Origin of the sequence: Pigmentiphaga daeguensis, assembly GCF_039523035.1 — a bacterium.
GTDB lineage: Bacteria > Pseudomonadota > Gammaproteobacteria > Burkholderiales > Burkholderiaceae_B > Pigmentiphaga > Pigmentiphaga daeguensis.
Genome location: NZ_BAAAEN010000005.1, coordinates 161,149 through 183,102, shown reverse-complemented (window position 1 = coordinate 183,102; position 21,954 = coordinate 161,149). Strand labels below are relative to the sequence as shown.

The 21,954-nt window shown below is 68.7% G+C and carries 16 protein-coding genes; 5 read left to right on the top strand and 11 right to left on the bottom strand.

Annotation, left to right across the window (positions count from 1 at the left end; genetic code table 11):
* Window positions 1-107 precede the first annotated feature (107 nt).
* Window positions 108-1,367, top strand: coding sequence for an NYN domain-containing protein (locus tag ABD104_RS09190; RefSeq protein WP_338617354.1), 1,260 nt, complete (start codon window positions 108-110; stop codon window positions 1,365-1,367).
* Here the strand turns inward: ABD104_RS09190 and ABD104_RS09185 are convergent.
* Window positions 1,355-2,455: a substrate-binding domain-containing protein gene (locus ABD104_RS09185; protein WP_343927413.1), complete on the bottom strand. Its 1,101-nt coding sequence runs from the start codon at window positions 2,453-2,455 to the stop codon at window positions 1,355-1,357. The two genes, ABD104_RS09190 and ABD104_RS09185, sit on opposite strands and share 13 nt — an antisense overlap.
* A gap of 126 nt (window positions 2,456-2,581) precedes the next feature.
* Here ABD104_RS09185 and ABD104_RS09180 point away from each other — a divergent pair, with 126 nt between their 5' ends.
* Entirely contained in the window at window positions 2,582-4,318 is a 1,737-nt protein-coding gene (locus ABD104_RS09180) for an NADH-ubiquinone oxidoreductase-F iron-sulfur binding region domain-containing protein (protein WP_343927412.1), read from the top strand.
* A gap of 1 nt (window position 4,319) precedes the next feature.
* Complete coding sequence (gene fdhF / locus ABD104_RS09175) at window positions 4,320-7,130, top strand: formate dehydrogenase subunit alpha (RefSeq protein WP_087838258.1); 2,811 nt, start codon at window positions 4,320-4,322, stop codon at window positions 7,128-7,130.
* A gap of 4 nt (window positions 7,131-7,134) precedes the next feature.
* On the opposite strand, the gene ABD104_RS09170 is transcribed toward fdhF, so the two are convergent.
* The 4 genes from ABD104_RS09170 to ABD104_RS09155 form a co-directional block, all read right to left on the bottom strand.
* A complete protein-coding gene (locus tag ABD104_RS09170) occupies window positions 7,135-8,592 on the bottom strand; it encodes an aldehyde dehydrogenase family protein (protein ID WP_343927411.1) in 1,458 nt (485 codons plus the stop codon).
* Window positions 8,589-10,256, bottom strand: a complete 1,668-nt coding sequence (locus ABD104_RS09165) for an alpha-hydroxy-acid oxidizing protein (protein WP_343927410.1) — start codon at window positions 10,254-10,256, stop codon at window positions 8,589-8,591. The genes ABD104_RS09170 and ABD104_RS09165 overlap by 4 nt, the downstream gene beginning before the upstream one ends.
* Window positions 10,257-10,273: 17 nt before the next feature.
* Window positions 10,274-11,245 carry a Bug family tripartite tricarboxylate transporter substrate binding protein gene (locus tag ABD104_RS09160; protein ID WP_343927409.1) on the bottom strand — a complete coding sequence of 324 codons (972 nt, stop codon included), beginning with the start codon at window positions 11,243-11,245 and terminating at the stop codon, window positions 10,274-10,276.
* Between the two features lie 70 nt (window positions 11,246-11,315).
* Window positions 11,316-13,031 carry a thiamine pyrophosphate-requiring protein gene (locus tag ABD104_RS09155; protein ID WP_343927408.1) on the bottom strand — a complete coding sequence of 572 codons (1,716 nt, stop codon included), beginning with the start codon at window positions 13,029-13,031 and terminating at the stop codon, window positions 11,316-11,318.
* Between the two features lie 98 nt (window positions 13,032-13,129).
* Between ABD104_RS09155 and ABD104_RS09150 the strand changes: the two genes are divergently transcribed.
* Together ABD104_RS09150 and ABD104_RS09145 are read left to right on the top strand one after the other, a co-directional pair.
* Window positions 13,130-14,047, top strand: coding sequence for a LysR family transcriptional regulator (locus ABD104_RS09150; protein WP_165963031.1), 918 nt, complete (start codon window positions 13,130-13,132; stop codon window positions 14,045-14,047).
* A 124-nt stretch (window positions 14,048-14,171) separates the two neighbouring features.
* Window positions 14,172-15,416, top strand: a complete 1,245-nt coding sequence (locus ABD104_RS09145) for an MFS transporter (RefSeq protein ID WP_087838266.1) — start codon at window positions 14,172-14,174, stop codon at window positions 15,414-15,416.
* A gap of 3 nt (window positions 15,417-15,419) precedes the next feature.
* Here ABD104_RS09145 and ABD104_RS09140 read toward each other — a convergent pair whose 3' ends face one another.
* The 6 genes from ABD104_RS09140 to ABD104_RS09115 all read right to left on the bottom strand — a co-directional run bounded on the left by ABD104_RS09140 (window position 15,420) and on the right by ABD104_RS09115 (window position 21,930).
* A complete protein-coding gene (locus ABD104_RS09140; protein ID WP_087838485.1) occupies window positions 15,420-15,767 on the bottom strand; it encodes a DUF4870 family protein in 348 nt (115 codons plus the stop codon).
* Between the two features lie 73 nt (window positions 15,768-15,840).
* Window positions 15,841-16,500, bottom strand: a complete 660-nt coding sequence (locus ABD104_RS09135; protein WP_087838267.1) for a protein-methionine-sulfoxide reductase heme-binding subunit MsrQ — start codon at window positions 16,498-16,500, stop codon at window positions 15,841-15,843.
* A gap of 1 nt (window position 16,501) precedes the next feature.
* The gene (msrP, locus tag ABD104_RS09130) at window positions 16,502-17,467 is read right to left on the bottom strand and encodes a protein-methionine-sulfoxide reductase catalytic subunit MsrP (RefSeq protein WP_087838268.1); all 966 of its coding nucleotides are present in this window, start codon (window positions 17,465-17,467) and stop codon (window positions 16,502-16,504) included.
* Window positions 17,468-17,645: 178 nt separating this feature from the next.
* The gene (gene ccsB / locus ABD104_RS09125) at window positions 17,646-18,920 is read right to left on the bottom strand and encodes a c-type cytochrome biogenesis protein CcsB (RefSeq protein ID WP_243724395.1); all 1,275 of its coding nucleotides are present in this window, start codon (window positions 18,918-18,920) and stop codon (window positions 17,646-17,648) included.
* A 58-nt stretch (window positions 18,921-18,978) separates the two neighbouring features.
* On the bottom strand, window positions 18,979-21,108 hold the full coding sequence (locus ABD104_RS09120; RefSeq protein WP_425543322.1) for a cytochrome c biogenesis protein ResB: 2,130 nt from the start codon (window positions 21,106-21,108) through the stop codon (window positions 18,979-18,981).
* A gap of 141 nt (window positions 21,109-21,249) precedes the next feature.
* Window positions 21,250-21,930, bottom strand: coding sequence for a c-type cytochrome (locus ABD104_RS09115; RefSeq protein ID WP_087838270.1), 681 nt, complete (start codon window positions 21,928-21,930; stop codon window positions 21,250-21,252).
* Window positions 21,931-21,954: the final 24 nt, after the last annotated feature.

Here is a 21,954-nt window from a genome sequence, read left to right as displayed (position 1 = left end):
TCAAGCCTGTTCCGCCAGCAGGGGCATTTCCCGCGCGGGCCGACCCGGTATCATCCTGTTTTCGCGGCAGGCATCCGCCCGCCGCCGCACGACCGGAGCATTCCCCCATGAACCATCCCCCGGAAAACGTCAGCATGGCGCTGTTCTGCGACTTCGAGAACGTGGCCCTGGGCGTGCGCGACGCCAAGTACGAGCGCTTCGACATCAAGCTGGTGCTCGAACGCCTGCTACTCAAGGGCAGCATCGTGGTCAAGAAGGCCTATTGCGACTGGGACCGCTACAAGGGCTTCAAGGCCACCATGCACGAGGCCAACTTCGAACTGATCGACATCCCGCACGTGCGCCAGTCCGGCAAGAACTCGGCCGACATCCGGATGGTGGTCGATGCGCTGGACCTCTGTTACACCAAGTCGCACGTCAACACCTTCGTGATCATCAGCGGCGACTCCGATTTCTCGCCGCTGGTCTCCAAGCTGCGCGAGAACGCCAAGCAGGTCATCGGGCTGGGCGTCAAGCAGTCCACCTCGGACCTGCTGATCGCCAACTGCGACGAATTCATCTTCTACGACGACCTGGTCCGCGAGACGCACCAGGCCGCCCGCCGCGAGCCGCGCGGGGCGCAGCCGGCCAGCCGCCGCCCGCACGACGAAGACAAGGCACGCAAGGACGAACTGGAGTCCCGGCGCGAGAAAGGCATCGCGCTGGCGGTCGAGACCTTCGATGCGCTGCTGGCCGAACGCGGCGACACCGGGAAGATCTGGGCCTCGGTGCTGAAGGAGGCCATCAAGCGCCGGCGCCCCGACTTCAACGAGTCCTATTACGGCTTCCGCGCCTTCGGCAACCTGCTGGAGGCGGCCCAGTCGCGCGGGCTGCTGGAGTTCGGCCGCGACGACAAGTCCGGCGCCTATGTGTATCGCGCCAACGGCGAAGCCGCGCCGGTCGAGCCGGCCGCGCCCAAGCCGGCTGCGGCGCCCGCCCCGGCTCCCGCCGTCGAACCCGCCGAGGCACCCGCAGCCGAGGCCCCTGCCCCCCGGGCGGACAAGCGGCGCAACACCCGCGGCGCCGGCAAGAGCGCTTCCCGCCGCGGACGGCCCGAGGCCGAGGCGGCCGGGGAAACGGCGCGGCAGGAATCCGCCGCCCTGCCCCTGTTTGCCGCCGAACCGGCCGCCCGGCCCGAACCCGAGCTCGGGCCCGCGCCGGTCGCCGCGCCGCCCGAGCCGGCCCAGCCGCCCGCCGTTGAAACCGCCAGCGCCGACGCTGCCGCCACGGCCGGCGCCCCCGCCAAGAAAGCGGCGCGCAAGACCGCCCGCAAGACGCCCGCGCGCCCCCGCGCGCGCAAGACCGCGGCGAAGGCTCAGGAAGACTGAGCGCCCGGCCGGCCGCCGAAGGCGCGCGCCAGCGTCAGCACTTCGCCGGTCGCCACCGGTTCATAGCCCGGCAGCGCCTCCAGGCGCCGTATGAAGCCGGGCGCCTTCAAGATGGCCAGCACGTCGTCCAGCCGCCGCGTCTCCAGGGCCGACTGCTCCACCGCGAAGAAGTAGCGCTCGGTCACCAGCGGCACGAAGTCCAGTCCGAAGCGCCGGGCCGCGGTCTCGATGCCGAAGCCGACGTCGGCCATGCCGCTGGCGATGTAGGCGGCCACCGCCGCATGGGTGAACTCGGTGCTGTCGAAGCCGTTGATGGCCTGCTGCGGCACCTGGTCGCGCGCCAGCATCAGCTCCAGCAGCATGCGCGTGCCCGAGCCGGCCTGCCGGTTGACGAAGCGCACGCCCGGCCGCGCGAGGTCGGCCAGCGTCCGGATGCGCTTGGGATTGCCCGGCGCCACGCACAGCCCTTGCACGCGCAGCGCGAGCTGGACCAGCACGTGCTTGCGCGGATCCAGCCATTGCAGGTACTGGCGCACGGCGTCCCGCTCGAAGGGGCCGATGGGCACGTGGAAACCGGCCAGGTCGCATTCGCCGCGCGCCAGCGCGGCCACGGCCTCGGTGCTGTTGCGGTAGCGCAGTTCCACCGGCATCTGCGCGGTGTTGATCCAGTCCACCAGGGCCGCCACGGCGAAACCGTGGCTGGCGTACAGCCGCAAGGGCGAGCGTTCGGGCGCCACCGCCTTGCGGATCTCCGCCTCGAGTTCCGAGGCCAGGCTGTCCAGCGTGGGCGACAGCCGGGCGCGGATGCGGTCCTCGGCCAGCAACAGGACCGTGCCCAGGTGGCTGAGCCGCGTACCCTTGCCCGGCCGCTTCTCCAGCAGCGGCGTGCCGAACAATTGCTCGGCGCTGCGCAGGAGCCCCCATACGTGGCGATAGGACAACCCTTCCAGGCGGCCCGCCGCCGCGATCGAGCCCGACTCGCGGATGCTGGCCAGCAGGCGCAGCAGCAGGGACGTATCCACCGCGGAAGAGGCCTCGGCCCCCGTCCCCTGGACGTACCAGCCGGGCTGGATCGCGATCTTGAACATTTATGCAATCCTGAACATATTTTTCGACGGAAATTTCTTTGTTAGAGTGGGTCGCGTAGCAAGACATATGTTCTGAATTTCATATATTAGCCGTTTCCTCCTTCGCGACGCACGGCACGGAACCCCATGGACCAGAAAGTCATTCCCATCGTCGCGGCGGCGCCCACGCGCGAACGCAGGCGCCAGCAACCCAAGGGCCGGCGCGTCGATCCCGCCGCGCTGGCCGAGGTGCGTGCGCTGTTGGGGGACGCGCCGCGCCGGCGCGACCTGCTGATCGAACACCTGCATCGCATCAACGACCGCTACGGCCAGCTCGGCACCCGCCACCTGGCGGCGCTGGCGCAGGAACTGCGCATGGCGCAGGCCGAGGTCTATGAAGTGGCCTCCTTCTACCACCACTTCGACGTGGTGCGCGACGACGGCCAGGCCGAATCCGGCACCGCGCCGCTGACCGTGCGGGTGTGCGGCAGCCTGTCCTGCGAACTGGCGGGCGCCGGACCGCTGATCGAGCGTCTGCGGCAAGTGCTGGGCGCCGGCGTGCGGGTCGTGCCCGCCCCCTGTCTGGGGCGCTGCGAACAAGCACCCGTGGCGATGGTGGGCCAGCGCCCCATTTCCTGTGCAACGGCGGATACGGTGCAGGCAGCCGTCGCGAGCGGCGACACCCGCGACGTGCCGGGCGCCTACATCGACTACGCCGGCTACGTCGCACAGGGCGGCTACCTCGTGCTGCGCGAATGCGCGTCCGGACAGCGCGACGTGGAGTCCGTGCTCAAGGCCATGGAAGATTCGGGCCTGCGCGGCCTGGGCGGCGCGGGCTTCCCGGCCGGCCGCAAGTGGCGCGCGGTGCGCGCGGAACCCGCGCCGCGCCTGATGGCGGTCAACGTGGACGAAGGCGAGCCCGGTACCTTCAAGGATCGCTACTATCTCGAGCGCGATCCGCATCGCCACCTGGAGGGCCTGTTGATCGCGGCCTGGGCCGTCGAGGCGCAGGCCGTCTACATCTATCTGCGCGACGAATACCACGGCTGCCGCGCCATCCTGCAGGCGGAGCTGGACCGCCTGCGCGCCGATCCGCCCGTTTCCGGCCTGCCCCGCATCGAATTGCGGCGAGGCGCCGGTGCCTACATCTGCGGCGAGGAATCGGCCATGATCGAATCGATCGAAGGCAAGCGCGGCATGCCCAGGCTGCGCCCGCCCTATGTCGCGCAGGTCGGACTGTTCGGCCGTCCCACGCTCGAGCACAACTTCGAGACGCTGCACTGGGTCCGGGACATCCTGGAACGCGGCGGCGCCTGGTTCGCCTCGCAGGGCCGGCGCGGGCGCAAGGGCCTGCGCTCGTTCTCGGTATCGGGACGCGTGCGCCAACCCGGCGTCCATCTGGCACCGGCCGGCATCACCATCCAGGAACTGATCGACGAATACTGCGGCGGCATGCAGGACGGCCACCAGTTCTACGCCTACCTGCCGGGCGGCGCGTCGGGCGGCATCCTGCCGGCATCGATGAACGACATCCCGCTGGATTTCGACACGCTGCAACCCTACGGCTGCTTCATCGGCTCGGCGGCGGTCATGGTCCTGTCCCATCGAGACACCGCCGTGGGCGCGGCGCGCAACATGATGGCCTTCTTCAAGGACGAATCCTGTGGCCAGTGCACGCCCTGCCGCGTGGGCACGGCCAAGGCGCTGGAGCTGATCCGCCAGCCCGAGTGGGACATCCCGCTGCTGGAGGAGTTGTCCGCCGTCATGCGCGATGCCTCGATATGCGGACTGGGCCAGGCCGCCCCCAATCCGGTCGATTGCGTCATCAAGTATTTTCCTGGAGAACTCGGCTCCGGGTCGTCCGGCCGTGCCACGGGTAACTGACATGAATGCCATCAATCGCCGCGAGCTCGGCCTCTCTGCCGTCACCGTGAACTTCCGCCTGAACGGGCAGGAAGTCAGCGCCGCCGACAACGAAACCCTGATCCAGGTGGCCGACCGCCTGGGCATCGAGATTCCCCGCCTGTGCCATGCCGACGGACTGGAACCGGCCGGCAACTGCCGCTCGTGCGTGGTCGAGATCGCCGGCGAGCGCGTGCTGGCGCCGTCGTGCTGCCGCACGCCGCGCGAGGGCATGGAGGTCACGACCGACAGCGAACGCGCCGTGCGCGCGCAGAAGATGGTGCTCGAGCTGTTGCAGGCCGACATGCCCGAGACCTCGTACACGCGGAACAACGAAGTGGATCTCTGGGCCCGCAAGCTGGGCGTGGGCAAGCCGCGCTTCGCGCCGCGCGCGCCGGTGGCCGCCGACACCTCGCACCCGGCCATCGCCGTCAACCTGGACGCCTGCATCCAGTGCACGCGCTGCCTGCGTGCCTGCCGCGACGAGCAGGTCAACGACGTGATCGGGCTGGCCCATCGCGGCGACCATGCCAGGATCGTGTTCGACATGGACGACGCCATGGGCGCTTCCACATGCGTGGCCTGCGGCGAATGCGTGCAGGCCTGTCCCACCGGCGCGCTGATGCCCGCGCGCGAGGTGGCGCTGCAAGTGCCGGACAAGGCGGTCGAATCGGTCTGCCCCTATTGCGGCGTGGGCTGCCAGCTGACCTACCACGTCAAGGACAACCGCATCCTGTACGTCGAGGGCCGCGACGGTCCGGCCAACCACGAGCGCCTGTGCGTGAAAGGCCGCTACGGCTTCGACTACGCCCACCACCCCCACCGCCTGACCCGTCCGCTGATCCGCCGCGCGGACGCGCCCAAGCGCGGCGACGCCGTGATGGATCCGGACCGCGTCATGGAGGTGTTCCGCGAAGCGACGTGGGACGAGGCGCTGGACCTGGTGGGCGAGCGGCTGCGCACGATCCGCGACACGCACGGCAAGCGCGCGCTGGCCGGCTTCGGCTCGGCCAAGGGCAGCAACGAGGAAGCCTATCTGTTCCAGAAGCTGGTGCGCACGGGCTTCGGCAGCAACAACGTCGATCACTGCACGCGGTTGTGCCATGCCTCGTCGGTGGCGGCACTGCTGGAAGGCATAGGCTCGGGCGCGGTGTCCAATCCGGTGATGGACGTGGGCAAGGCCGAGGTGGTGATCGTGATCGGCGCCAACCCCACGGTCAACCATCCGGTGGCGGCGAGCTGGATCAAGAACGCGGTGAAGAACGGCACCAAGCTCATCGTGGCCGACCCGCGCCGCTCGGACCTGGCCCGGCTGGCGCACCGCTTCCTGCAGTTCAAGCCGGACACCGACGTGGCGATGCTGAACGCGATGATGCACGTGATCGTCCATGAAGGCCTGGTCGACGAAGACTTCATCGCCGGCCGCACCATCGGCTACGACGAACTGCGCAGGAACGTGGAAGGCTACAGCCCCGAGAGCATGGCACCCATCTGCGGCATCGACGCGGACACGCTGCGCGAGGTCGCGCGGCTGTACGCCACCTCCAAGGGCTCGATGATCCTGTGGGGCATGGGCGTATCGCAGCACGTGCACGGCACGGACAACGCGCGCTGCCTGATCGCGCTGGCGCTGATGACCGGGCAGATCGGCCGCCCCGGCACCGGCCTGCATCCGCTGCGCGGCCAGAACAACGTGCAGGGCGCGTCGGACGCGGGACTGATTCCGATGATGTATCCGGACTACCAGCGCGTGGACAACGCCGCCGCGCGCCAGAAGTTCGAGCAGTTGTGGGGCATGCCGCTGGATCCGCAGCCGGGGCTGACGGTGGTGGAGGTGATGCACGCGATCAGGGCCGGCACGGTGCGGGGCATGTACATCATGGGAGAAAACCCGGCGATGTCGGACCCCGACGCCAACCACGCGCGCGAGGCGCTGGCGGCACTGGACCATCTTGTCGTGCAGGATATCTTCCTGACCGAGACGGCCTACCTGGCCGACGTCATCCTGCCCGCCTCGGCTTTTCCGGAAAAGACCGGCACGTTCACCAATACCGACCGGCTGGTGCAGATGGGCCGGCAGGCCCTGGATCCGCCGGGCGACGCGCGCCAGGACCTGTGGATCATCCAGCAGATCGCAGCGCGCATGGGGCTGGACTGGCACTACCGCGACGTGTCCGAGGTGTTCGACGAGATGCGCCATTCGATGCCGAGCATAGGCGGCATCACCTGGGAGCGCCTGCAGGCGGAGCATGCGGTGACGTATCCCTGCCTGGCGGAGGGCGATGCCGGAGACCCTGTCGTGTTCACGACCACGTTCCCGACCGAGACGGGCCGCGCGCGTTTCGTGCCTGCCGACATCATTCCGGCGAACGAGCGGCCGGACGGGGAGTATCCGCGGGTATTGATCACGGGGCGGCAGCTGGAACACTGGCACACGGGCAGCATGACGCGGCGGGCATCGGTGCTGGATGCGATCGAGCCGGATCCGGTGGCGTTGGTGCATCCGCTGGATCTGGAAGAGATCGGGGTGCGGCCGGGAGACGTGATCACGCTGGAGTCGCGGCGCGGAGAGGTGTCGCTGTATGCGCGGGCGGAGGAAGGCACGCCGCGGGGAGCGGTGTTCGTGCCGTTCTGTTATTACGAGGCGGCGATCAACAAGCTGACGAACGCCGCGCTGGATCCGTTCGGGAAGATTCCGGAGTTCAAGTACTGCGCGGTACGGATCCGGGCGGGAGGGACGGAGCCGGTGCAGAGCAGTTATGGGGGTGGGCAGATATTGGGGTTGGGCGCTTGAGCCGTCACAGCGGGTTGCTGTCCTGGTAGATGATCTTCGACTCCGTGAAGTCGTTCAACGCCTCATGTCCATGCAGGCGCCCCAGCCCGCTGCGGCGATAGCCGCCGGTTTCCGCTTCAGCCATCAGCTTGTTGTGATCGTTGATCCAGACCGTGCCCCGGCGCAGCTTGCGGGCGACGCGTTGGGCGCGGGCGCCGTCGCGGGTCCAGACGCTGGAGGACAGGCCGTAGACGGTGTGGTTGGCGCGGGCGATGGCTTCGGCCTCGTCGTGGAATTTTTCCAGGACGACGAAGGGGCCGAAGATTTCCTGTTGGACGAAGAAGGCGCTGGTGTCGCCGTGAGCCACCAGCGACGGGGTCAGGAAGGCGCCGTGGGGATGCTGGCTGTCCAGCGTGGAGCCTTCCAGCAGCACTTCGTCGGCTTCGCTCATGGCGCGGTGGACCTGGGACAGGACGCGGTCGCGCGAGGCGCGGTCGATCAGGGGGCCGAGGTGGTGGCCGGGCAGCCAGCCGGGGCCGGTTTTCAGGGCGGCCAGGGCGTCGCGCAGGTGGGTGCGGGCGGCGTCGTAGGCGTTGGCATGGACCAGCACGCGGCGCGCGGCGGTGCATTGCTGGCCGGAGATGATGGTGGCGGCGTCGGCGATCTTGCGCATGACGTCGGGGATGGGGGCGTCGTCGAAGACAATGCAGCTGGCCTTGTCGCCCAGCTCCAGCGACAGCTTCTTCATCGTGGGCGCGGCCGAGGCGTAGATGCGCTGGCCGGTTTCGTTCGAGCCGGTGAAGCTGATGACGTCGACGTCGTCGGACTGGCAGATCAGTTGCGAGAGTTCGGCGCCGTCCTCGACCACCATGTTGACGACGCCCGGCGGCAGGCCCGGGATCCTGATCAGTTCCTTGAGCATCTCGCAAGTGACGAGCGCGGTCTGCCAGGCGGGCTTGATCACCGTGGTGCATCCCGCCGCCAGCGCGGGGGCCAGGCTGCGCACCAGCAGCAGCGCCGGGGCGTTCCAGGGCACGATGATGCCGGCCACGCCGGCGGGTTCGCGCAGCATGGTCGAGAACACGCCGGGGCTGACTTCCTGCGCGTTGCCGGCGATATAGCGAGCCAGGCCGGCGTAGTAGTTGATCTCGGAAATGGCGCCATGCATTTCGCCGGTGGATTGGGCGATGACCTTGCCGTTCTCCATCGTCAGCAGCATCGCCAGTTCCTGGGCGCGCGGAGCGAGGTTGCGCGCCCATTGCAGCAGCACGTCCTGCCGCAGGCGGGGGGAGTTGGCCCAGGCCGATTCCTCGAAGGCCTGGCGGGCCGCGCCGATGGCGGCGCGCGCGGCCGCGGCGTCGGCCGTGGCGACGGTGCCGACGGTCTCGCCGTTGGCCGGGTTGATGTTGTCCAGGACCGGCGCCGCGCCGGACTCCTGCAGGGCGCCGGCGATGATCAGGCCGGAATGGTGTCGGGTCGTCATGATTGCTCCATAGGGGACACGGCCGCGGTCGGCGGCTCGAAAGAGGAAATCGGCCGCGATCCGTGCGCGAGACACGAGGCGTCGAGATCGCGGATGTCGGCGCGGCCGATCAGCGCCAGGTCGCGGTCCAGTTCGGCATGCAGCAGGCCGATCGCCCGCCGCACCGCTGCGGTGGCGCCCACGGATGCCGCGTACAGGAATGGCCGGCCGATCAGCACGAAGTCCGCGCCCAGGGCCAGCGCCTTGATGATGTCGGTGCCGCGCCGGAAACCGCCGTCCACGATCAGCTTGGCGCCGCCGCGCAGCGCGGCGATCCGGGGCAGCATGCGCAAGGGGGACACCGCGCCGTCCAGTTGCCTGCCGCCGTGATTGGACAGGATCATGCCGTCCACGCCGGCGTCCAGCGCGATACGGGCGTCGTCCTCGTGAAGAATGCCCTTGACCAGCAGCCTGCCCCGCCACCGGCGCCGGATGTAACGCAGGTGGTCCCAGGTCAGGCGGTCGCGGCCGACGCGGAACCCTGGGCTGGGCGGTGCCACGATCGGTCCTCCACGGTCGGCGCCGAAGTTCTCGAAGCGCGGGATGCCGCCGTTCAGGAGCGTACGCAGCACCACGCTCGCCATCCAGCGGGGATGCGCCAGCACGTCGCCCAGCAACCGCGGGCCAGGCGTGACCGGGATGCCGAATCCTCGCCGCAGGTCGTTCTCGCGGTTCGCCGCGACGGGCACGTCTGCGGTCACGACCAGCACTTCGATACCGGCACGTTCCACGCGCTGGAGCAGGCTGTCTATCCGCCCCGGGTCCGCTGGCAGATAAGCCTGGTACCACGCCCCGGGCGACCGCGCTGCGATGGTTTCCAGCGGCACGGACGAGGCCGCGCTCAGCACGAACGGGACCTGTTGCGCGGCGGCCGCCTCGGCCAGGGCCAGGTCCGCCTGGAACGCGAACAGGGCCGCGCCGCCCATGGGCGCGATGCCGAAGGGCGCACTGTACTCGCGGCCCCACAGCTGGCAGCGTGTGGACCGGGTTCCGACATCGACCAGGACGCGGGGCACCAGTTCCAGCCGGGACAAGGCCTCGGCATTGGCGCGCAGCGAACGCTCGTCCTCGGCGATGACCTCGTCCAGCGAAGGGCCGCCACGGTCGCGCCTTTGAAGCGCCTGATGGCCGACGACCATTTTCAGATGCTGGTAGCCCTGGGCCCTGAGCGTCGCGGCCGCCTGGCCGAGCGCATCGCGGTCCAGGAAATCGAAGCCGAAGGTCGCGTAGACGGGCACGCGGGAACGGGCGCCCCCCAGCAACCGCCACACCGGCTGTGCCAGCGCCTTGCCCTTGATGTCCCACAGGGCGATGTCCAGCGCCGCCATGGCATGCGCGGCGTGGCCGGTCTGTCCCCGGGGCGACAGCAGCCAGTAGAGACGGTCCCACAACGCCTCGTGGTTCATGGGGTCCTCGCCGACCAGCGCCGGCGCGGCCACGTCGTTCACGGCCGCGGCCACGACCCGTTCATTGGTGATCGATGTCAGTCCATGGCCGCACAACCCGGTGGAGGTTTCCACGCGCACCAGGCACGCCCGGATTTCCTGCTCGACGGGCGTGGTCCCGCCTATGCCGACCTGCACGGGCCATTTGATCGGCACCGCCGCGACTCGCGTGATCTTCATGTCCGCTCCCGTGCGCCCTACTCGACCTTGATGTCGTTCTCGCGCGCCACCTTGGTCCAGAGCGGCACTTCCTTCTCGATCAGGCGACGGAACTCGTCGGAGGTGCTGGCCTGGGCCAAGCAGCCGAGGGAGGCCATCTTCTTGCTTACCTCGGGCAGGGCGACCACGCGCGCGATCTCCCGCTGCAATACCTGGACCACGTCCGCCGGCGTGCCGGCCGGCGCCAGCAGGCCCGCCCACAACTCGACATCCAGGTCCACCCCCGCCTCCCGCATGGTCGGGACCTCGGGCAGGAAGCCTGCCCGTTGCGGCGAGGTCACGGCCAGGGCCCGCACGCGCTTGCCCTGCAGGCCGGTCATGGCCGGCGCCGGATCGGTGATGGCCATGGTGACGTTGCCCGCCATGACGGCCTGAATCGACTCGTTGCTGCCTTTGTAGGGGATGTGCGCGAAGCGCGCGCCGGTCTTGCCGTTGAACAGCTCGGTCACGAGCTGGAACGAGGCGGCGCTGGAGCCGTAGTTCGCCTTGTCCGGGTGCTGCTTCGAATAGGCCACGAGGTCGCTCACGGACTTGATCGGCAGCGAGGCATCCGAGACCAGCACCAGCGGGAACTTCGCCGTCAGCGACACGGGGGTGAAGTCCTCGACCTTGTAGGGCAGCTTGGCGTACAGGGCGGGATTGAACGAGATGGGACCGCTGGCTCCCCAGAACAGCGTGTAGCCGTCCGGCCTGGCCTTGGCCACGTAGGCCGCGCCCACGATGGAGGCCACGCCGGGGCGGTTCTCGACGATCACGGGCTGCTTGAGTCCCTTGGTCATTTCCTCGGCCACGATACGGGCCAGGACGTCGTTGCCCCCGCCCGCCGCGTAGCCGACGATGATGGTGATCGGGCGCGCCGGATAGTTCGGCTGCGCATGCGCGGCCGGCAGGCCGAGCGGCGAGATGGCCAGCGCCAGCGCGGCCAGGTTCAGGATGCGACGTACTTGCATGGTGTCTCCTTCCACGGGACTCGTGCGTTCCCTTGATTCCGGCCACGGGCGGCGCCGGCCGCCCGCGCCCCTAGATTCCGCCGATGCGCACGTGCAGCACCGCGGCCCGTCCTTCGTCGACGGCGCGCAGGCAGCGGGCGATCGCGTCCGGCACGTCGTCGGGGTCCTCCACCGTCTCGCCATGGCCGCCGAAAGCCTGGGCGACCAGTTCGAAGCGGCGCGTCTCGCCATGCAGCCGCGCATGGAACTCGTCCGTGTCGGCCGCCGAGCCATCCGGGTGCACGCGCAGCACGGCCTCTTTCACCGCCTGCCATCCGCCGTTGTCCAGCACGACGGTCAGGATGGGCAGCCGGTAGCGCTGCGCCACGTCATAGACCGAGGTGGGCGTGCCGAAATGGAAGCCGCCGTCGCCGACCACTTGCACCACGCGCGCATCCGGCCGCGCCAGCTTGACGCCCAGCGCCATGCCGCCGCTGTAGCCCAGGCCACCTCCGGCCGTGCCCAGCAGCGTCAGCGGCCGGGTCCGGCGAATGTGGCCCAGCACCGCGGGCGCGTTGCGGATGGCCTCGTTGATGACCACGTCGTCCTGGGACAGGGCCGCGCTCAACTGCGCGCACAGGAAGGCCGGCGAGATCGCGCCGCGGGCGCCGCGCTTGCCCGCGGCCTGGGACAGCGCGTCGGCGCGGGCCTTGGCCTGCGCCCGATAGTCGTCCAGGCGCACGCGCACCCGCTCGTGGAAGTCCTTGCCGGCACGGGCCCGGACGATGTCGATGACCTGGCGCAGCACCGTGGCGCAATCGGCCTGCACGCGCATGTCGGTCGCGAATCCCCACATGGGGAAGTCCTTCTTGATCGGATCGACATCGACATGCAGCCAGCGCATGTCGGGCCGCTCGGCCACGTACTTGGGCAGCCAGGGCACGTCCACGTCCAGCAGCAGGCCCAGGTCGGCGTCGGCCTGCGCCGCGCCGGGGTCGAAGCCGCCGAAGCAGGGCGAATCGCGCGAGATGCCCAGGTAGCTGGGCGCGAACTCGAAGACGCGGATGCCGCACAGCAGCGCCAGTTCCTCCAGCGCCTGGACGGCCTCGGCCTTGCGGCCGAGATAGGCGGTAACGGCCATGGGGCGCTCGGCCCGCATCAGGGCCTCGGCGATCTGCGCGGCCCGCGCCTCGTCGATGCCGCCGGCGGCGACGGGACCGTAGCGGTCCTGGCCAAAGGCCTTCACCTGGTCTTCGGCCCATTCCTGGGTCAGGGCCTCGCGCGGCAGGGTCAGGTAGACCGGCCCCGGTGGATCGCTCTGCATGACCGAGTGGCCGCGCCGCACCACTTCACGCGCATTGATGCCGGTCGAGAGCGAGTATTCCCATTTGACGTAGGGACGCACCAGGCTCGCCATGTCGAAAGGGTCCTGCACGAAATGCACGTAGTTGTCGCGCGAGCCGGGCAGCTCGCCGCGCACGGTGCCCGGCGCCCGCCCCGCCATCAGCATGACGGGCAGGCGCGAGCGGAACATGTTGTGCATGCCCATGGCCGCGTTCGCCGTGCCGGCGTCCACGTGGACCATCACCGCCTGCCCCTTCCCGGTCATGGCCGCGTAGCCGGCGGCCATGTGGATCGCGACATTCTCGTGCGGACAGAGCATGAAGCGGGGGTGCTTGCGTCCCTGCTCGCGCCAGCGCGCGAGTTCCTCGATGACGGAAGCGTGGTCGGTGCCCAGGTTGGAAAACACGTACTCGATGCCGAGATCGGTGAGTCCCTGGAGCAAATAGTGGGCGCTGCTGTACATGGGGTCTCCTGTGCGGTTGGCCCATGTTAGGAATCGGAGTGAAATCCGTAAAATGAAATGAACTGATGTCTGACATGCATCATAGGTATATCCAAGCCATGGCCAAGCGTCTTTCCCACCAGGTGGACCTGAACCTGCTCGAGCTCTTCCTGGCGGTATACGGCAGCCGCAACCTGACCACCGCCGGCAGGGAGCTCGGGCTGAGCCAGCCCGCGATGAGCCGCGCCCTCGCCCGCCTGCGCGATGCCTATGGCGATCCGCTGTTCGTGCGGCAGCCGCACGGCCTGCTGCCCACGCCCCTGGCCGACGACCTGAACACATCCCTGCACCAGGCCCTGGACATCGTGAGGGGGACGCTGCAGACGCCGGCCTTCGTGCCCGCCACCGAACGGCGCGTATTCACGCTGGCGATGTCGGACGTCAGCGAGCAGGTCTTTCTGCCCGGACTGGCCCGGCGGGTGGCGGAGCTGGCGCCCGGCGTGCACCTGCGCACGAGCCAGTTGCAGGGCAAGGCACTGCGCGAGGCCATGGCGGACGGCAACGTGGACCTGGCCGTCGGCCACTTGCGCCTGGATCCGGAGGGACTGCAGATCGGCCGGCTCTTCTCGGCGCGCTACGCCTGCATCGCCCGCAACGACCACCCCGCCATATTCGGCCGGATGACCATGGAGAACTTCCGTCAGCTCGGCCACGTGATATCGGAAGGTTCAATGACGGGTCATGCGCACGTGCTGGAGGGCATTCTCGCCTCGCCCGGCGTGGGCGCTTCCGTCGCGCTGCGCGTGGGCCACTTTCTCTCGATCGGCCGCATCGTCGCCCAGACCGACTACATCGCCACCATTCCCCGCACCCTGGCCGCGACGTTCGAGGCCGCATGGGGCGTCAGGATGTATGACCCGCCGCTGCGCCTGCCCGCCTACGACGTATCCCAGTTCTGGCACGAGCGCTACGCGCGCGAACCCGGGCGGGTCTGGATGCGGACGGTGATCCACGAACTGTTCGGCCGGGCCCCCTGACCGCGCGGGCGGGAGCCGGAGGCGCCGCGCCGCGGGTCGGCTCGACAGCACCCCGGCCAATTGCTATGTTCGCGAAAAGGGGCGCCGTCCCGGCTCCCCGCCGCTACCCGGCTTTCCCTCGTCCATGAACACACACGAAACGGATGCCCCGACGGCAGCCCCCGGCAGGCCCGACGGCGGCTACGGCTGGGTCGTCGTCGCCGCGGGCGCGCTGATCACCTGCGTGGCCGCGGGTGCCATGTTCTCGCTGGCGGTCTACCTGCAGCCCATCTCCACCGATACCGGCTGGTCGCGCGCAGGCATCTCGGCGGCCATGACGCTGGACTTCCTGGTGATGGGCGCCGCGGCGTTCGGCTGGGGCGCGCTGAGCGACCGTTACGGCACGCGCCCCGTGATCCTGGCCGCCTCGCTGTTGCTGGGCCTGGGGCTGCTGCTGGCCAGCCGCGCCACTTCGCTGCTGGCCTTCCAGCTCGGCTATGGCGTGCTGGTGGGTGTGGCGGGCGGCGCGTTCTTCGCCCCGCTGATGGCGGTGACGACCCTCTGGTTCGAGCGCCATCGCGCCCTGGCCGTCTCCCTGGTCTCCGCGGGCATGGGCGTTGCGCCCATGACCGTGTCGCCGCTGGCCAGCTGGCTCATCCTGGAGCATGGCTGGCGCACGGCGATGACGACGACAGGCATCGCCGCCCTGCTGCTCCTGATCCCGGCGGCCCTGTTCGTCCGGCAGCCACCTGCCGGAATGGCCGGCCAAGCCCGGCCCGAGGCGGAGGATCCCGGCCTGTCGGTCCGCCAGGCCCTGAGATCGGCGCCCTTCGCCGCGCTGGCGCTGACCTTCTTCCTGTGCTGCGCCGCCCATTCCGGCCCGATCTTCCACGTGGTCAGCTTCGCCACGTTCTGCGGCATCGCGCCCATGGCCGCCGTCACCATCTACAGCGTCGAAGGACTGGCCGGGCTGGGAGGACGGTTGCTGCTGGGGACCCTGGCCGACCGGCTCGGCACCAAGCGGGTACTGATCGCGGGCCTGCTACTGCAGGCGCTGGTGATAGCCGTCTATTCGCAGGCCCGCGCGATCGGCGAATTCTATGGCCTGTCCATACTGCTGGGAGCCGCCTATGGCGGCGTGATGCCGCTGTACGCGGCGCTGGCGCGGGACTACTTCGGGCCGCGCATCATGGGCAGCGTGCTGGGCGCCGCGGTCATGGCCTCCAGCCTGGGCATGGCCTTCGGACCGCTGGCCGGAGGCTGGATCTTCGACCACTTCAACGGCTATGCCTGGCTGTACCTGGGCTCGGCCGCGGTCGGCATGGGCGCGGTCGCGATGGCCTTCGCCTTCCCGCCGTCGCCGACGCGGGCGCCGCCGCATCCGGCCTGAGGATCAGGCGGGGTACATCGGCTTGTTGTCGTTCAGGTTCAGCCAGCCCTTCACGATGCGGTAGATGTACCAGATGAAGGCCACGAACCACACGACCCAGCCGATGAAGGCCCACACCGTCAGCGCCCCCACGATGGCCCACAGCACGGAGAACCAGAACGTGCGGATCTGCCAGCGGAAGTGGCTGTCCAGCCAGGTGCCGGCCATGTCGCCTTTCTTGACGTAGTTGATGATGATCGCGACGATGCTGCTCAGCCCGATCAGGATGGCCAGCGCATACAGCGCATAGACGACGGTGGTGAGGTTCTTGGCGGATTGAAGCTTGGCGGAGTCGACCGTGACGTCGTTCATGATGCACCTCTTGTTGTTGTCGGTAGCGGGCATCGGGAAGCGCATGGTCGGGCGGCCGCGCCGCCTGCTGCGGTCACGGCCTGGCGGCACGCCGGCGCACCAGGCGCCATCCCATCAACCCCGCGAAGACCACAGTGTAGAGAAACACCGCCGAAAAATCATTCTTGCCGGCCTTCTGCCACCAATAGTGCAACAGCACGAGCACGCCGATCAGGTAGACCAGCCGGTGCAGCGACTGCCAGCGCGAGCCCAGGCGCCGCATCCAGCCGCGCGTGGACGTGGCCGCGAGCAGGCATAGCCCCGCGAAACCGGCGAAGCCCATCGTGATGAACGGACGCCTGGCCACGTCGCGTGCGATGGACATGAGATCGAACCACTGGTCCCACCAGATGTAGGTGGTGAAATGCAGGCAGGCGTAGAAGAAAGCGAACAGCCCGCACATGCGGCGCACCCGCAGCAAGGCCGGCTGGCGGAGCAGGACGCGCAGGGGACTGACCGCCAGCGTGACCAGCAGCGCCACCAGGGTCCAGGTGCCCGAGGAACGGGTCAGGAACTCCACGGGATTGGCCGTCAGCGCATCCGTCGCCCCCAGCCAGATCCAACGCGCCAGCGGCAGCAGCGCGACGATGAACAGCAGGACCTTGAAGCGCCCCACCGCCAGTCCGAACACGCGCGGCTCGGGCGGCGCGGCCCGGGCGGCGGTCCGATGCGATGCGACGGGCGCATCCGCCATCTCAGTAATCGCGCGCCAGGTCCATGCCGGCGTAAAGGCTGGCGACCTGGTCGCCGTAGCCGTTGAACATCAGCGTCTTGCGCTTGGGCGAAAACAGGCCGTCCTCGCCGATGCGCCGCTCGGACGCCTGGCTCCAGCGCGGATGGGGCACGTTGGGGTTGACGTTCGCGTAGAAGCCGTATTCCTGCGGCGCGGCCTTGACCCAGCTGGTGGCGGGCTGCTTTTCCACGAAACGTATCTTCACCAGCGACTTGCCCGACTTGAAACCGTATTTCCACGGCACCACCACGCGCACGGGCGCGCCGTTCTGGTTGGGCAGGGTTTCGCCGTAGACGCCGAAGGTGAGCAGGGTCAGCGGCTGCATGGCCTCGTCCATGCGCAGCCCTTCGACATAGGGCCAGTCGAGCACGCGCGTCCGCAGGCCGGGCATGGTATCGGGCTGCACGGCGGTGACGAATTCGACGAAACGGGCGTTGCCGGTGGGCTCGACCCGGCGGATGAGCGCGGCAAGGGAATACCCGGTCCAGGGGATCACCATGGACCAGCCCTCGACGCAGCGCAGCCGGTAGATCCGCTCTTCCAGCGGCGCCAGCTTGCGCAGGTCGTCCAGGGACAATACCTGCGGTTTCTTGACCTCGCCCTCGATCGCGACCGTCCAGGGCGACGTGCGGAAACGCCCCGCGTGGTCCGAGGGATCTCCCTTGTCGGTGCCGAACTCGTAGAAATTGTTGTAGGTAGTGACGTCCTTCTGCGAGGTCGGCTTGTCCATCACCACGAAGGCGCCATTACGCTGCGCCGCCAGCTTCACGCCCGTCGTCTGCGCGAACGCCTGGCGGCCGCTCCACCCCGCCAGCCCCATCGCCGACGCGGCCAGCCCCGCCTGCAGCATCAACCGCCGCCGGTCCCGATAGACCGCCTCGGGCGTGATCTCGGAAGGCAAAATATCGGAAGGCCTGCGTATCAGCATGACGGTCTCCAGTCCGTATAAAGCCCACCCCGTACCCGCTTACGCGGGCCCCCTCAAGGGAGCGACGCGGGTGGACCGGCAAAGCCGGATCCACCGCATCCTGGGTCTAGGACCGCTATCTTGGGGTGTGGTTCCGTTGCTATCGCTGGCTGCCAGCGGTAGCAACCGTGAGCCAATGTCAGAGCTCTCCATAGGAGTGCAGGCCGGACAGGAACATGTTCACGCCCAGGAACGCGAAACCCGTCACCAGCAGGCCCACCAGGGCCCAGTAGGCGGCGGCGTTGCCGCGCAGGCCCTTGATCAGCCGCATGTGCAGCCAGGCCGCGTAGTTGAGCCAGACGATCAGCGCCCAGGTTTCCTTCGGGTCCCACTGCCAGTAGGCGCCCCAGGCGTCGGCCGCCCACAGCGCGCCCAGCACCGTGGCCACGGTGAAGAACGCGAAGCCCACGGCGATGGCCTTGTACATGATGTCGTCCAGCACCTCGAGCGCGGGCAGGCGCTCGGCAAGCTGGCGGCGGCCCAGCAGGATGCCGCCGACGATCAGCGCGGCCACGCCGGCGTAGGTCATCCAGTAGGCCGGCATGCCGCTCTGGCGGAAGATCATGGGTTCGACCGCCAGCAGCACGCCCAGGACGAACAGCGGCGCCAGCTTCACCCACGAGGAGGTCTTGCCGTGCGCCTTGACGAGGTAGGCGAAGGCGACCATGGCCGCCAGCGAGAACGTGCCGTAGCCGATGAAGTTGGCGGGCACGTGCAATTTCATCCACCAGCTTTGCAGGGCCGGCACCAGCGGCTGGATCTGCTGCGCGCCGCGGTCAAAGGTGTACCAGATCAGGAAGGCGACCGCAGAGGCGATGACCAGCAGCACGAAGCCACCCAGGCTGCGCGTGTCGTACTTGCGCTCGTAGTACAGGTAGAACAGCGCGGTGATGAGCGAAAAGAGGATGAAGACCTCGTACAGGTTGCTGACGGGGATGTAGCCGATGTCCGGGCTGAGCAGGTAGCTTTCATGCCAGCGCACCAGGAGGCCGGTCAGGCCGGCGAACACCGCGCTCCAGGTCAGCGCCGTCCCCAGCCAGGCCGCGGTGCCGCTGCGGGCGACCAGGCCTATCCAGTAACACGCGGTGGCGATGATGAACAGCGCGCACATCCACAGGATGGCGGACTGCGAGGACAGCAGGTACTTGAGGAGGAAGGCCTGGTCGGCCCGCGCGAGGTCGCCTTGGTAGAGCGTGACGGCCAGGCCGCCGCTGATGGCCACCGCGATCATCAGCGCACGCAACGGCCGCCACAGCCACGCCAGCCAGGCCAGCACCACGACCGCGCCACCCAGGATGGCCTTGTCGTAGTAGTTCATGATCCCGCCGACCCGCTGGAACGCGAAGGCGGCGCCAGCCGCCAGCAGCACGGCGAAGGCGATGTCGGTCCAGTCTACCCGGCGCGGGCCGTCCATGCCCCGCCGGGGAGCCCGGCCGGCGCCCGGGCGGGCGGATGAGGTCAGTTCCATTTAGCTACCCTTTCTGCTGCGGCGACATGGCGGCGATATCCGCCTTGAGCCGTTCGAATTCCTGGTTGAAATCCAGCGTGCGCCGCTGGGAAGTCATGGCCATCAAGGTCTGCGCGCCCTGCCCGTCCTGTCCGGGCTTGACCCACAGCCAGACGCGGCGCTCGCGGATGTAGAACATCGAGAACACGCCCAGGATCAATAGCACGCAACCCAGGTATACCGCATTTTTACCGGGGGTCCGGCTCAATTGGAACACGCTGGCCTGGACGTGATGGAAATCCTTCAGGCCGAGGATGACCGGCGCCGGATACAGGAACAGGTCCGACATCGCGCCCACCGCCGCCTGCGTCCACGCCACCGCCGCGGCCGCCTCGGGGCCGCTGGTGGGCAGCGCGGGCAGCCCGGCGCGCTCACGCTCGACCGCGCGCAGCTCGGCCATCGCCCCGCCCAGCAGCTTGACCACGACGTCGGCCGCGCGCTGCTGCTCGCCCGACGACACATTGGTTTCCAGGAAACGGGCGATGGATTGCAGGCCACCGTCGGCGAAAGTATCCAGGGCCCGCTCGGCCGATGCCTGCAACTGCGCGGTCAGTTCGCCGTCGGCGGCGCCGCCCGAGGCGAGCCGGTTGGCGTGGGCGAACCTGCGCGCGGCCAGCGCGCGGGCCTGCTGATCCTGCAGGATGGCGCGCAGCCCCATGAATTCCTTCAGGGAATTGTCGGCGTCGGCCGGCATGCGCACGTAGCGGAAATCCTCGTCGGGATTGGTGCGCACCCCCGACAGGAAGACCTTCACGCCGTCGACCTCGACGGGCAGCATGTAGTTGTGGAATTCGTGCGCCTGGCCGCTGGCGTCGCGCAGCTTGTACTGCACGCTGGGACCGACGTTGCGGAAGTCCTCGTTCTGGCCCACGCGGGCGGCGCTGCCGGACACCGCGGCCACGTGCTCGCGCAGCGCCTTGGGTTCGGCCGCGCCCACGCGGCCATTGGCGAAGTTCTCGACGTTGATGGGACGGAAGCCGCTGAACTCGACGGTCAGGTCCTTCAGCGCGTCGCTGGCCGGAGCGCCGTCGGCCACCAGTTGCGCCGTGCCGCCGACCTTGCCCGACACCGGGAAGGTATAGGGCTGGTCGCCGCGCAAGGCGTAGCCCGTCAGTTCCAGGGAACTGCCGCCGTCGTCGAAGCTGGACTGGTAGACCGTCACGCCCTTGTAGCGCAGCGGTTCATTGACCTTGATGGTGGCGGGGAAGTGTTCGCCGGTCTCGTTGTCGGTGACTTCGACCTCGCTCGCGAACAGGCGCGGCATGCCGGTGGAATAGTATTCGACGATGAACTTCTTCAGCTCCAGCGTGAACGGCAGGGGCTGCACCAGCGCACCGTCGTCCACCATGACGATGCCGTTGCGCGCCTTGCCGCCCTCGGGCACCAGCACGCTGCTGCGGAAGCTGGGATTGCCCAGGCCCAGGCGCCCGGAAGCGGGCACGTCGGCGATGGCCATGTTCTCGAACAGGGGCTTCTTGCCGGCCAGCCAGATCTGCAGCCGTATCGGCAGTTCGCTGTCGAGCAGGCCGCCTATGCAGACGATGACGATGGCCGTGTGCGCGAAGATGTAACCCAGCCGATTGCCGCTGCCCCGCTTGGCCGCCAGCAGCGTGGCCGGGCCTTCGGCCCGGGTGCGCACGGCATAACCTTGGCGCTTGAGCAATTCGGCCAGCGAGCCGGCCACCCGCGACGGCGCCTCGGGCGACGCGAACTCGGCGCGATGGTGGAAGGACCGCAGGCTGTTCTCGCGCACGTGCTCGCGGAACGAGCGCATGTCGCGGACCATCTTGGGCGCGGTGCGGATGATGCACAGGCTGGTGGAGACCACCAGGAATCCCATGATGAGCAGGAACCACCACGCGTTGTAGACGTGATAGAGCGAGAAGGTGTCGAACACCTCGAACCAGAACTGGCCGAACTGGTTGACATAGTTGTTCGACGGCTGGTTCTGCACCAGCACCGTCCCGACGATGCTGGCCAGGCAGATGAAGACCAGCAGGCTGACGGCGAACCGCATCGAGGCCAGCAGTTCGAGCAGGTCGGCGCCAAGGCCGCGCGAGGCTGGGCGGGAAGCGGAGGAAGTAGCGATGGTCATGATGGGTGCTGCGGACCTCGGTTCGGACAGGTCGGTTGCCGCTGGAATCCTGCCAGGTATGCATCCTGCCAAGAATGCAAAAGGGGCGGAAGATCCGCCCCTTCAATGACCGCGATCGACAGCAGTGGTTCCTGGCGCGGATCAGCGCAGGCCGGCGATGTAGTCGGCCACGGCCTTGATTTCGGCGTCGGTCATCTTGTTGGCGATCTGCGCCATGGGCACGTTATTGTGCCGCGCGCCGCTGCGGAAGGCCACCAGCTGGGCCTCGGTATATTCGCCGAACTGGCCACCCACGCGCGGATATTGCGAGGGGATGCCGGCGCCGTTGGGGCTGTGGCAGGAGGCGCAGGCCGGGACGCCCTTGCTGGCGATGCCGGCGCGGAAGATGCGCTGGCCCAGCTCGACGGTGTCCTTGCTCTTGGCCACGGCGGGCTTGAGGGTCTGGGCACCCAGGTAGGCCGAGATGTTGCGCATGTCCTCGTCGGTCAGGCCGGCGACGTTGGCGTTCATGACGGCATTGACGCGCTCGGGCGTCTTGGCGCCTTCCTTGACCTTGAAGTTGACGAGCTGCTTGTAGATGTAGTCGGGATGCTGGCCGGCCAGCTTGGGGTTGGCGGCGCCGGCGCTGTTGCCGCCGGGACCATGGCAGCTGGCACAGGAAATGATGTTGCGGGCCGCGTCGCCGTTGGTGAACAACTGCTCGCCCTTGGCCGCATCGACCTTGGGACGGGGCTGGGCATCGGCGGCCACGGAAGGCAGGGCCACCGCCGCACCCAGGATTGCACCGCTCGCGACAAGCATCAGGGACAGCACACGCTTCATGAAAACCTCGACCTAAATTCCACA